At 71.6% G+C, this 11748-nt stretch carries 9 protein-coding genes; 4 read left to right on the forward strand and 5 right to left on the reverse strand.

What is annotated here, in order from left to right; all coding sequences use genetic code 11:
- Nucleotides 1-61: 61 nt before the first annotated feature.
- The 5 genes from AQI70_RS32595 to AQI70_RS32615 are packed head-to-tail and all read right to left on the reverse strand — an operon-like array spanning nucleotide 62 to nucleotide 5702.
- Complete coding sequence (locus tag AQI70_RS32595; RefSeq protein ID WP_062156059.1) at nucleotides 62-1372, reverse strand: DUF58 domain-containing protein; 1311 nt, start codon at nucleotides 1370-1372, stop codon at nucleotides 62-64.
- The gene (locus AQI70_RS32600; RefSeq protein ID WP_107117130.1) at nucleotides 1372-2361 is read right to left on the reverse strand and encodes an AAA family ATPase; all 990 of its coding nucleotides are present in this window, start codon (nucleotides 2359-2361) and stop codon (nucleotides 1372-1374) included. The genes AQI70_RS32595 and AQI70_RS32600 overlap by 1 nt, the downstream gene beginning before the upstream one ends.
- Nucleotides 2361-3563, reverse strand: coding sequence for a DUF4350 domain-containing protein (locus AQI70_RS32605; protein ID WP_062156061.1), 1203 nt, complete (start codon nucleotides 3561-3563; stop codon nucleotides 2361-2363). Before AQI70_RS32605 ends, AQI70_RS32600 begins: the two co-directional genes overlap by 1 nt.
- Entirely contained in the window at nucleotides 3560-4369 is an 810-nt protein-coding gene (locus tag AQI70_RS32610) for a DUF4129 domain-containing protein (protein ID WP_062156062.1), read from the reverse strand. The genes AQI70_RS32605 and AQI70_RS32610 overlap by 4 nt, the downstream gene beginning before the upstream one ends.
- A gap of 4 nt (nucleotides 4370-4373) precedes the next feature.
- A complete protein-coding gene (locus AQI70_RS32615) occupies nucleotides 4374-5702 on the reverse strand; it encodes a DUF7847 domain-containing protein (RefSeq protein WP_062156063.1) in 1329 nt (442 codons plus the stop codon).
- A 140-nt stretch (nucleotides 5703-5842) separates the two neighbouring features.
- Between AQI70_RS32615 and mtnA the strand changes: the two genes are divergently transcribed.
- The 4 genes from mtnA to AQI70_RS32635 all read left to right on the forward strand — a co-directional run bounded on the left by mtnA (nucleotide 5843) and on the right by AQI70_RS32635 (nucleotide 11741).
- Entirely contained in the window at nucleotides 5843-6994 is a 1152-nt protein-coding gene (gene mtnA, locus AQI70_RS32620; protein WP_062156064.1) for an S-methyl-5-thioribose-1-phosphate isomerase, read from the forward strand.
- Nucleotides 6995-7152: 158 nt separating this feature from the next.
- Nucleotides 7153-7842, forward strand: coding sequence for a two-component system response regulator MtrA (gene mtrA, locus AQI70_RS32625; protein ID WP_016438163.1), 690 nt, complete (start codon nucleotides 7153-7155; stop codon nucleotides 7840-7842).
- 1 nt (nucleotide 7843) lies between these two features.
- Nucleotides 7844-9916 (forward strand): MtrAB system histidine kinase MtrB, encoded by a 2073-nt coding sequence (gene mtrB / locus AQI70_RS32630; protein ID WP_062156065.1) that lies wholly within the window; start codon nucleotides 7844-7846, stop codon nucleotides 9914-9916.
- The gene (locus AQI70_RS32635) at nucleotides 9906-11741 is read left to right on the forward strand and encodes an LpqB family beta-propeller domain-containing protein (RefSeq protein ID WP_062156066.1); all 1836 of its coding nucleotides are present in this window, start codon (nucleotides 9906-9908) and stop codon (nucleotides 11739-11741) included. The genes mtrB and AQI70_RS32635 overlap by 11 nt, the downstream gene beginning before the upstream one ends.
- Nucleotides 11742-11748: the final 7 nt, after the last annotated feature.

The raw sequence follows: 11748 nt of genomic DNA on the forward strand, positions 1-11748 counted from the left end.
GAGGGCTCTCCGAGGAGAGCCCTTTTATCGTTATCGACTTCGATTCATTCACGGTCCCTGATCACAGTCGCCCTGCTGTCTTGAGAGCCAGATACGCGTCTGCCAGTGCGGGTGCGAGTTCCTCCGGGGGCGCGTCGACGACCGTAACGCCGTGACGGCGGAGTTGTTCCGCTGTGCGGTGGCGTTCGCTCTGGGCCTGGGATGCGGCTGCGGCCTCGTACACGGCGTCCGTGTTTCCGCGTGCGGTGGCCATGCGTGCGATGTGGGGGTCCGCCACTGATGCCAGCAGAACTGTGTGGCGCTGGGTGAGCTGAGACAGTACGGGCAGCAGGCCCTCCTCGATCGGGGCCGCGTCGAGTGTCGTGAGCAGCACGATCAGGGAGTGGCGGGGTGCCGTGCGGAGAGCCGTTGCTGTGAGGCCGCGGGCGTCCGTTTCGATCAGTTCGGGTTCTAGTGTGGCCATCGCGTTGACCAGGGACGGGAGGACGTCGCCGGCTGCGCGGCCCTGGACGAGGGCGCGTACTCGGCGGTCGTAGGCGAGGAGATCCACACGGTCGCCGGCTCGGGAGGCGAGGGCGGCGAGAAGCAAGGCCGCGTCCATGGAGGCGTCGAGGCGGGGAGCGTCGCCGACGCGTCCTGCCGAGGTGCGGCCGGTGTCCAGGACGAGGAGGATGTGGCGGTCGCGTTCGGGGCGCCAGGTGCGTACCGCGACCGCGGACTGTCGGGCCGTAGCGCGCCAGTCGATGGAGCGGGTGTCGTCGCCGGGGACGTACTCGCGCAGGCTGTCGAATTCTGTGCCTTCGCCGCGGGTGAGGACGCTGGTGCGGCCGTCGAGCTCGCGCAGGCGGGCCAGTTTCGACGGTAGGTGCTTGCGGCTCGTGAAGGGGGGCAGGACGCGTACCGCCCAGGGGACTTTGTGGGTGCCCTGGCGGGAGAAGAGGCCTAGGGGACCGTACGAGCGAATCGTCACACGGTCGGCCTGGCGGTCGCCGCGCCGGGTGGGCCGTAGGCGGGTTGTGATGCGGCGGCGTTCGCCGGCGGGGACCGTTACGCGATGGCGGGAGGCCGCCGTCTCCGTGCCCGGCTGCCAGCTGCTGGGGGGCCAGGCGTCGCGGAGGTGGGCGCGGAGCGGGCGGCTGGACGGGTTGGTGATCGTAAGGGTGACGTCGGCCGTCTCGCCCAGGCGTGCCGAGGTGTCACCGGAGCGGGTCAGGCCCAGGCGTCGTACGGGTGCCGCGAGTGCGAAATCGCAGGCGCAGGCGGCTGCCAAGGGTGCGTTGACCGCGAGGATGCCTGTCCAGCTGGGGTCCCAGATGCCTACGGGGAGGGAGCCTAGGGCCGCGAGAAGTGCGGCGCGTCCGGTGAGTGCCATCAGCGGGGGACGGGGACGTGGGCGAGGATCGCGTTGATGACGGAGTCGGCCGTGACGCCTTCCATCTCGGCCTCCGGGCGGAGTTGTACGCGGTGGCGGAGGGTGGGGAGGGCCAGTGCCTTCACGTCGTCGGGGATGACGTAGTCGCGGCCCGTCAGCCAGGCCCATGCGCGGGCGGTGGCCAGGAGGGCCGTGGCGCCGCGTGGGGAGACGCCCAGGGTCAGGGACGGCGATTCCCGGGTGGCTCGGCAGATGTCGACCACGTAGGCCGTGATCTCCGGGGAGACCGTCGTCTTGGCCACCGCTGCGCGTGCCGCCTCCAGGTCTGCTGGGCCCGCTACCGGGCGTACGCCGGCGGCGCGCAGGTCGCGAGGGTTGAAGCCCTCGGCGTGGCGGGTGAGGACGTTGATCTCGTCCTGGCGGGAGGGGAGGGGGATCGTGAGTTTGAGGAGGAAACGGTCCAGCTGGGCTTCGGGGAGGGGATATGTGCCCTCGTATTCCACCGGGTTCTGGGTCGCGGCGACCAGGAACGGCTCGGGGAGGGGGCGGGGGATGCCGTCGACCGTGACCTGGCGTTCCTCCATGGCCTCCAGCAGGGACGACTGGGTCTTCGGCGGGGTGCGGTTGATCTCGTCGGCGAGGAGGAGGTTGGTGAAGACCGGGCCGGGCTGGAAGGAGAACTCGGCGGTGCGGGTGTCGTAGACGAGGGAGCCCGTCACGTCGCTCGGCATCAGGTCGGGGGTGAACTGGACGCGCTTGGTGTCGAGTTCGAGCGCGGAGGCCAGGGCACGGACGAGGAGTGTCTTGGCCACGCCGGGGACTCCCTCGAGGAGGACGTGGCCGCGGCAGAGGAGGGCGACGACGAGGCCGGTCACGGCGGGGTCCTGGCCGACCACGGCTTTGGCGATCTCGGCGCGCAGGGCCTCCAGGGAGGCGCGGGCGGTGCCCGGGTCCCCGGTGTTCCCGGCGTTGTCAGTGGTCGGGTCCATCATGGACGGCGTACCTCTCTTTCGAGGGCGTCGAGTTGGTCGGCGAGGGCGATGAGGGCCGTGTCGTCGCTGGGCGGCGGGCCGAAGAGGAGAGCGTGCAGGGTCTGTCCGTCTCCGTGGTTGTGGAGATGGGCGGACAGAGCGGGGAGCAGGGCCTCGGGCGCGTGCGCCTGGGAGACGGGGACACCTACGAGGGGGGCGAGGCGCGTGCGGGTGGTGGAGCGAAGAGCGGCGGCCGCGCGGTCGCGGGCGTTGGCCTTGCGGTAGAGGCGGGCGCGGCCTTCGACGGTTTCGGAGGCGCGGATCGCCACGGGGAGTTTTTCGGGCACCAGGGGGCCGAGTCGGCGTGCCCGCCAGAGGGCGGCCAGGGCTGCGGCGATGAAGAGCTGCAGGGTGCCCCAGAGCCAGCCCGAGGGGAGCAGGTCGAAGAAGCTGCGTTCGCCGTCCGCGTCGGCGGCCGACGTGTCGGAGAGCGAGGGGAGGTACCAGACCAGATGGGGGCGGGAGCCGAGGAGTTGGAGGGCGAGCGAGGCGTTGCCCTGCTCGTCGAGGTGGTCGTTGTAGAGGATGTCGGGCGCGCCGAGGACGATGGTGTCGCCGTCCCCGCTGGTCTCCGGGACGCGCAGCAGGGTGGCCAGGCGCTCGCTGGGGTAGCACTGGTCGGCGTCGAGGTGGGTGGTGGTGTAGCGGATGCCGCCCAGGTCGGCGGTGCCGGCGCGCTGGGCGGCGGGCAGGGCGCAGTCGGGGGCGAGCTCGGATTCGAGGCTGGTGGCGGGGTCCGCGGTGACCCCGGGGATGAGCCTTTCCACGGACGAGCTGCCGGGGGCGACGAGGACGGTACGGCCGTCGGAGCCTGCGGTGGCCGAGCGCAGCCGAGTCTGTTGACGCTGGGTCAGCAGGTCGGGGACGGCGACCAGGAGTGTGGTGTCCGGCGTGGCAGCGGCGCGTGCCTCGTCCAGGGTGGTGACCACCCGTGTGTCGACGCCTCGATCGGCGAGGAGTTCGGCGACCGCCCGGCTGCCTTTGGGGTCGGCGGCGCGTGGGTCGAGGGTGCCGTGCTGGGCGTCGGAACGGATCGTGGCGATGGCCACTGCCGCCGCCAGCAGGAGTACGAAGGCGAGGGCGATGCCTCGCGTGCGGGTCCACACCTGGCGTGCGGTGGGCGAGGCCGAGGTGGACGGGAGCGTGTCCTCGGTGGTCATCCGGCGGCTCCCTGGCGGGTGTTGGGGGCCGTGCTGGGGGCGCTGCTCGCGAGCTGTGGCTTGGTGCTCTCCAGGTCGCTGTCGAGTTCCGTGATGCGTTTGTACGCCTGCTGGGTCGCGGTCCGCCCGCCGTATGTCACGTCGTCGAAGTCCCGGGCGGCGGCGCGCAGCCGGTCCGTGTGGGAGGGCAGTGAGCGGCCTGCTTCGGCGGCGGCCTCGTCCGCGGTGCGGCCGGGACGGACGTCGAGAAGCGCGCGTTCCTCGAGGGAGCGGACGATGGCGCGCATGCGTTCCTGGACGGCCTGGTTCCAGTGGCCCTGGGCGGCGTGGGCTTCGGCGGCGGCTCGGTGTTCGGCGGCACTGCGGGGGCGGTCGTCGAACAGGGCGGCGGAGGAGGTGGGCCGGCGGCGGGGGGTGCCGAGGCGCCACCACAGGGCGCCGACGACCGCGAGGACGACCAGGACGACGACGACCAGGCCGAGTGTTCCGCCGGGTGCCACGGTCGAGGCGCTGCTGAACAGGTCCTCGACCCAGTCCCAGAAGGTGTCCAGGGCGCGTTGGAACCAGCTGGGTTCGTGCTCGTGGTACATGCGCTTGGACAGCTCGCGCCGGGCCGCTTCGCGCGCGGGGTCACGCGGGGTGGTCAGCGGTGGCTCGTCGTCCGAGCGTGTCAGCAGTGAGAGTACGGAGGTGTCGCCGGAGCGCGACAGCGACAGTACGGCTGTGTCGCCGGCGCGCAGTACCGCGCGTGCGGCGGCGTCCGGCAGTGCTGACGCCGTTGTGAGAACTCCCCCCGCCAGGCTCACCGGTTCAGCTCCCCGGGGTGTCGGTGCCGTAGCCCTGGACGCCGGCTGCGCGGGCCAGTTCGAGGTCGAGGGCCTCGCGGCGGATGCGCTGGTCGATGTAGAGCAGGACGGTGACGCCGGCCGTGATCGGGAAGGTGATCATGGAGCCGATCACCGAGCCGACGCCGCTGACGATGAGGAACGTCCAGCCGAGGTCGGTGGTGCCGTTGAGGAAGCTGGTGGCGCCGTCGCCGCTGAGTGCGCCGGCGAGGAAGGTGAAGGGGATGACGACGATCGCCGCGACGACGTTGGCGATGATCGTGGCCAGCAGCTGAATGCCGAAGACGCGCCACCAGGAGCCCCGGACCAGCTTCGCGGAACGGCTCAGCGCCTTCACGATGCCCTGCTTCTCCAGCATCAGCGCGGGCGAGGCGAGGGAGAAGCGGAACCACAGCCACAGGGCGACGACGCCGGTGCCGATGCTGCCCAGCACGGCCAGTGCCGCGCCCGCTTCACCGGCGCCCGTGGCGGCCACGAGGATGCCGGGCAGGGCACCCACGAAGACAAGGCCGAAGATCATGAGCAGCAGCAGGAAGAGCAGGCCGAAGAGCCGCAGCACCTGAGGGCGGGCGTCGCGCCAGGCCTCGCCGGTGGTCACCGACTTGCCGAGCACCGCGCGGCTGGTGACCGTCGTCAACAGGGCGGTCGCGGCGATCGCGCCGATCACCGAGATCAGGAGGAGCACGCTGGAGCTGAGCAGGGCGTCGCGTGTGGCGCGGGCCAGTTCGCTCAGGGTGGCGCTCGGGTCGTTGAGGGCCTCGGTGCTGGTGCGGTCGTTCAGGACGAGGCCCTGGAGGAGGATGACGACGATCTCCGTCACGATCGCGACGGTCAGCGAGATGCCCAGGACCGTGCGCCAGTGGGTGCGCATGGTGGAGACCGCGCCGTCGAGGATCTCGCCGACGCCGAGGGGGCGCAGCGGGATCACGCCGGGTTTGGCAGCGGGCGGGGGGCCACCCCAGCCGCCTCCCCAGGCGCCGTGTCCGCCCGGGGCGCCGTAGCCCGGCTGGCCGCCGCCGTATCCGCCTGGGCCGGCGGGAGGACGAGGTCCCCAGCCCGGGCCGGGCGGCGGGGGCGGCGGGGCCTGGCCGGGGGCCTGTGCTCCCGTCGGCGCGGACCACTGGCCGGCGGGCGGCTGCTCCTTGGACCACTTCGGGCCGGAGCCCTGTGCGTCCGGTCCCGGCTCCTGCGCGGGCTCGGGACGGTCCGCGGGCTCGGCAGGGCCGGACGCGCCGGGTTCCTGTCCGTCGGACGGGGCGGATCCGGGCGAGGCCCAGCCCGGAGTGTCTTTCATCGTCGCTCCTTCACGGTGCCCGTCCGCGGTCGCGGCGGCAGGTTGGCAGCCATCGTGCCATGGGGAGGTCGGCGAGGTACCGGCCGCGGTATGGGCTGCACACCTTCAATTGTCCGCCGTACACGGGGCAGACTGATCGCATGGCTGATCAGTACGCGCAATCCGGCGAGGACAGCAGGCCGATCGAGATACCGGCGATCCGATGGGAGGAACCACCCGAAGGCCCAGTACTGGTCCTTCTCGACCAAACGAGGCTGCCGGCCGAGGAGGTCGAGCTGGTCTGTACGGACGCGCCCGTGCTGGTGGAGGCGATCCGTTCGCTCGCCGTGCGGGGGGCTCCGTTGCTCGGCATCGCCGGGGCGTACGGCGTCGCGCTCGCCGCCGCGCGCGGCTACGACGTGGACGACGCCGCGGAATCGCTGGCCGGCGCCCGGCCCACCGCGGTGAACCTGGCGGTCGGGGTGCGCAGGGCTCAGTCCGCGTACCGGGCCGAGCTGGCCGGGAGCGGGGACGTCGAGCGGGCCGCAGCTGCGGCGCTGGGGGCGGCGCGGGCGTTGCACAAGGAGGATGCCGAGGCCAGCGCCCGGATGGCGGAGCGGGGGCTGGCGCTGCTGGACGAGCTGTTGCCCGGCGGTGGGCACCGCATCCTCACGCACTGCAACACCGGGTCGCTGGTGTCGGGCGGGGAGGGCACGGCGTTCGCGGTGGCGCTCGCGGCGCACCGGGTGGGGCGGCTCAGGCGGCTGTGGGTGGACGAGACGCGGCCGCTGCTGCAGGGGGCTCGCCTCACGGCTTACGAGGCGGCGCGCAGCGGCATGGCGTACACCTTGCTCACGGACAACGCGGCGGGCTCGCTGTTCGCTGCCGGCGAGGTGGACGCGGTGCTGATCGGGGCGGACCGCATCGCGGCCGACGGTTCGGTGGCGAACAAGGTGGGGAGCTATCCGCTCGCGGTGCTCGCGCGCTACCACCATGTGCCGTTCATCGTGGTGGCACCGCTGACGACGGTGGATCCGGACACGCCGGACGGGGCGGCCATCGAGGTCGAGCAGCGTCCCGGGTTCGAGGTGACCGAGATCGCACCGCCGCAGGTGCCGGTGGCCGGAGCGGAACCGGGAGGCGGGATTCCGATGGCGCCCCTGGGGACCCAGGCGTACAACCCGGCCTTCGATGTGACGCCGCCCGAGCTGGTGACGGCGATCGTCACTGAGGAGGGGGCGGTGTCTCCTGTGACCGCCGAGGCGCTGGCCGAGCTGTGTGCCAGGTCGCGGGAGGTGGCGCAGACCTGGTGAGGTAGAAGCGGAGCCGGCCAGTGGCAGAGCGGGGCAGACCTGCCCAAAAGTCACGCCCTGTGATGTACATGAGGGCAGACAGTGGCGACTGCCTACGACTAAGGTCACTGGCCGGTGACGTACCTCACCACTGCCTTCGCCACTGTTATGAGAATGGGATGATGTCGTTTATGAAGGGACGAGTCCTTGTCGTCGACGACGACACCGCACTGGCCGAGATGCTCGGCATTGTGCTGCGTGGTGAAGGTTTTGAGCCGTCTTTCGTAGCCGACGGCGACAAGGCGCTGGCCGCATTCCGGGAGTCCAAGCCCGACCTGGTGCTGCTCGACCTGATGCTGCCCGGGCGGGACGGCATCGAGGTGTGCCGTCTGATCAGGGCCGAGTCCGGGGTGCCGATCGTGATGCTGACGGCCAAGAGCGACACCGTCGATGTCGTCGTGGGCCTGGAGTCCGGCGCCGACGACTACATCGTGAAGCCGTTCAAGCCGAAGGAGCTGGTGGCCCGGATCCGTGCGCGGCTCAGGAGGTCGGAGGAGCCGGCGCCCGAGCAGCTCGCCATCGGTGACCTCGTCATCGACGTGGCCGGGCACTCCGTGAAGCGGGAGGGGCAGTCGATCGCGCTGACGCCGCTGGAGTTCGACCTGCTGGTCGCGCTGGCCCGTAAGCCGTGGCAGGTGTTCACCCGTGAGGTGCTCCTGGAGCAGGTGTGGGGCTATCGGCACGCGGCCGACACCCGTCTGGTCAATGTGCATGTGCAGCGGCTGCGTTCCAAGGTCGAGAAGGACCCCGAGCGGCCGGAGATCGTCGTGACGGTCCGTGGCGTCGGCTACAAGGCAGGGCCGAGCTGACATGTCCGGGGACAGTGCCGCTGCGGCCCCCGGTCGGACCGGGGCCCGTCCGGAGCGGCCTGTCGGCCGGAAGCGGGCGGGCTCCCGCTGGGGACGGTTCCTCGAGGGCGGGCTGCTGCAGGGCGGAGTCCAGGGCAGCCCGGTTCTCCGCCTGGTCCTGCGCTGGGTGCGCCGGCCGTTGCTGCCCGTCATGCGGCTGTGGCGGCGCAACATCCAGCTCAGGGTCGTCGTCACGACGCTGGTGATGTCGCTCGGCGTCGTGCTCCTGCTGGGCTTCGTCGTCATCGGGCAGGTGCGCAACGGCCTGCTGGACGCCAAGGTGAAGGCCTCGCAGAGTCAGGCCACCGGCGGGTTCTCGGTGGCCAAGCAGCGGGCCGACCAGGCGGCCGCCGGGACCGCCGACGACGGTGCGACGGGGGACGAGCGTTCCGAGCAGAACGTCATCCCGTGGATGAGTGACCTCGTCTCCTCGCTCTCCAGCGGTGGGCAGGGTGCCTTCGAGGTGGTGACGCTTCCCGCCTCCACGGGCGATGACACCAGTGGGCGTGGGCGGCGGGCCTCCGGCGGTGTGGACCCGACGGCGAGCGTGCCCGAGGCCCTGCGTGAGCGGATCGGTGGCTCCACGGGGGCGTTCCAGAGCTATACCCGCATCGTCTACCAGCCCAGCGAGCACAAGGAGTCCCAGCCGGCGCTGGTCATCGGCAAGCAGGTCAGCGACCCCAACGGCGACCTGTACCAGCTCTACTACCTCTTCCCGCTCACCCAGGAGGAGAAGTCGCTGAGCCTGGTCAAGGGGACGCTCGCCACCGCCGGGCTCTTCGTCGTCGTACTGCTCGGGGCCATCGCCTGGCTCGTGGTGCGCCAGGTCGTCACGCCGGTGCGGATGGCGGCGGGGATCGCCGAACGGCTGTCGGCGGGGCGCTTGCAGGAGCGGATGAAGGTCACCGGCGAGGACGACATCGCGCGGCTCGGGGAGGCCTTCAACAAGATGGCGCAGAACCTCCAGCTGAAGATCCAGCAGCTGGAGGACCTGTCGCGGATGCAGCGGCGGTTCGTGTCGGACGTGTCGCACGAGTTGCGGACGCCGCTGACGACCGTACGCATGGCCGCCGACGTCATCCATGAGGCGCGGGAGGACTTCGACCCGGTCACCGCGCGGTCGGCGGAGCTGCTCGCCGACCAGCTGGACCGGTTCGAGTCGCTGCTCGCCGACCTGCTGGAGATCAGCCGGTTCGACGCGGGCGCGGCGGCGCTGGAGGCGGAGCCGATCGACCTCAGGGAGGTCGTGCGGCGTGTGGTCAGCGGGGCCGAGCCGCTCGCCGAGCGCAAGGGCACACAAATACGCGTGGTCGGCGACCAGCAGCCCATCGTCGCCGAGGCCGACGCCCGGCGCGTCGAGCGCGTGCTGCGCAACCTCGTCGTCAACGCCGTCGAGCACGGTGAGGGCAGGGACGTCGTCGTGAAGCTCGCCGCGGCGGGCGGGGCGGTCGCGGTCGCGGTGCGCGACTACGGTGTCGGGCTCAAGCCCGGCGAGGCGACCCGTGTCTTCAGCCGCTTCTGGCGGGCCGACCCGGCACGCGCGCGTACCACCGGCGGTACGGGTCTGGGTCTGTCCATCGCCTTGGAGGACGCGCGACTGCACGGCGGCTGGCTGCAGGCGTGGGGCGAACCGGGTGGCGGTTCGCAGTTCCGGCTGACGCTGCCGCGCACGGCGGACGAGCCGCTGCGGGGCTCGCCGATACCGCTGGAGCCCAAGGACTCGCGACGCAATCGTGGACTCGATGACGCCGGTCTGCCGTGCGGCGGCGGTGAGAGGGCCGCGACGGTGCCGTCCCAGTCCACGGGTGACCAGGTGCCTTCGATGCAGTCGAGGGATCCGTTCGCCACGCGGCTGGCCGCGGTCACGCCCAAGGCCGATCCGACGGCCCTGCCCGGCAACGGCGCGCGTGTGGTCCCCCGGCCCGCCTCGGGCGCGCGGCAGGACGACACGCCCGCCGCGGAAGAGCCGTCGGGCGAGCAGGCCGGGCAGGCCGAGGAGTCGAACAAGCAGGGGGAGGCATTTCGTGGGCGCTGAGCGCGAAGGGGGCGCCCGGCGCGGGCCGGGGCGCGCGGTGGCGTACGCCGCCTGTGGCGTCGTACTGCTGGCGGGGTGTGCCTCGATGCCTGACAGTGGCGATCTGCGGGGCGTCGAGTCCACGCCGCGCCAGGACACTCAGGTGCGGGTTTTCGCCATGCCGCCGCATGAGGACGCTTCGTCCTCGGAGATCGTGTCGGGCTTCCTGGAGGCACTGACCAGCGACGATCCGAACTACGAGATAGCGCGCAAGTACCTGACCACGGAGGCGTCGGCCAAGTGGCGGCCCTTGCTGTCCACGACGGTGCTCGCCGACGGACCGGGCGCCGAGCCCGACCGGGTGGGGGGCCGGGAGGAGAGCGACAACCTCTCGTACACGCTGACCGGTACCAAGGTCGCCACGGTCGACGCGCAGCAGTCGTACTCGCCGGCCAGCGGGGACTACAGCGAGACGATGCACCTCACCCGGGACAAGAAGACCAGGCAGTGGCGCATCGACGTGCCGCCGCGCGGCGTCGTCATGGGCAAGTCGGACTTCCAGCGCAACTACATGTCCGTCGACAAGTACTACTTCGCCACGAACACCACACTCGGGACCTCCCCGCACACCGCGGCCGTCGCCGATCCCGTCTATGTGCGCAGGAACGTGGATCCCCTGACGGAGATGGTGCGCTCCCTGCTCAAGGGGCCCACCAGCTGGCTCGACCGGGCGGTCAGATCGAGCTTCCCCACTGGTACGGCGCTGAAGAAGGACGACTCGTTGACGCCGGACGATCAGAACAGGCTGACCGTGCCGTTGAACGACAAGGCGGCCCGGGTCGGGCCGGTCAAGTGCAACGAGATGGCGGCCCAGCTCCTGTTCACCCTGCAGAACCTCACCCCCACGGTGGACGAGGTCGCTCTGCGGGCGGGCGGCAGGCAGTTGTGCGCGCTCACCGAGGCGGGGGCGGAGGACGTCGCCGCGCGCGGCTCGGTGCAGGGCGCCGAGCATCTGTACTTCCTCGACGACAAGCACCGGCTCGTACGGCTGGCGGCCGCCATCAACGACACGAAGCCCGATCCCGTGCCGGGTGCCCTCGGCGAGGGTGAGAGGGAGCTGCATTCGGTGGCCGTGTCGCGGGATGAGGACATGGCTGCCGGGGTCGGCACCGACGGCAAGGAGCTGTACGTCGGCGCGCTGGTGGCCGGCGGTCCACTCGGGGACCCCGAACTGACCAGCGCCGGCCGGACCCCGGAGGAGCGGCTGTCGGCGCCCAGCTGGGACGCCCAGGGCGACCTGTGGGTGGCCGACCGTGATCCCCGCAACCCTCGGTTGCTGCTGCTGAAGGAGGGCGTCGGCGACCCGCTGGTGGTGAAGACGCCGGGGTTGCAGGGCCGCATCGAGTCCGTGCGGGTGGCCGCCGACGGGGTGCGGATCGCGCTCGTGGTGAAGCAGGGCGACAAGTCCTCGCTGCTCATCGGGCGGATCGAACGGAGCGAGGACGGCAAGGCGGAGGAACGTTCGGTCGTCTCGGTGCACGAACTGCGCTCCGCGACGCCTGAGTTGGAGGAGGTCACGGCCATGTCGTGGGCCGGTGACAGCCGGCTCGTGGTGGTCGGGCGTGAGCAGGGCGGCGTGCAGACGATGCGGTATGTGCAGGTCGACGGCTCCACACCGGAGGGACCGGCGCCCGCGGCCCTGAGCGGGGTCAAGGAGATCACCGCGTCCGAGGACGTGGGGCTGCCGCTGGTCGGCTACTCGGAGGACGGGATCGTACGGCTGTCGCCCGGGGCGCAGTGGCAGAAGGTGGTGACGGACGGCACGGCGCCGGTCTATCCGGGGTGAGCCTGTC

Source organism: Streptomyces curacoi (genome assembly GCF_001513975.1).
Lineage (GTDB): Bacteria > Actinomycetota > Actinomycetes > Streptomycetales > Streptomycetaceae > Streptomyces > Streptomyces curacoi.

Excerpts from the sequence above, each read along its gene's own strand:
- AQI70_RS32595 (WP_062156059.1), bottom strand. The coding sequence starts at position 1,372 with ATGGCACTCACCGGACGCGCCGCACTTCTCGCGGCCCTAGGCTCCCTC.
- AQI70_RS32600 (WP_107117130.1), bottom strand. The coding sequence starts at position 2,361 with ATGGACCCGACCACTGACAACGCCGGGAACACCGGGGACCCGGGCACC.
- AQI70_RS32605 (WP_062156061.1), bottom strand. The coding sequence starts at position 3,563 with ATGACCACCGAGGACACGCTCCCGTCCACCTCGGCCTCGCCCACCGCA.
- AQI70_RS32615 (WP_062156063.1), bottom strand. The coding sequence starts at position 5,702 with ATGAAAGACACTCCGGGCTGGGCCTCGCCCGGATCCGCCCCGTCCGAC.
- mtnA (WP_062156064.1), top strand. The coding sequence starts at position 5,843 with ATGGCTGATCAGTACGCGCAATCCGGCGAGGACAGCAGGCCGATCGAG.
- mtrA (WP_016438163.1), top strand. The coding sequence starts at position 7,153 with ATGATGTCGTTTATGAAGGGACGAGTCCTTGTCGTCGACGACGACACC.
- mtrB (WP_062156065.1), top strand. The coding sequence starts at position 7,844 with ATGTCCGGGGACAGTGCCGCTGCGGCCCCCGGTCGGACCGGGGCCCGT.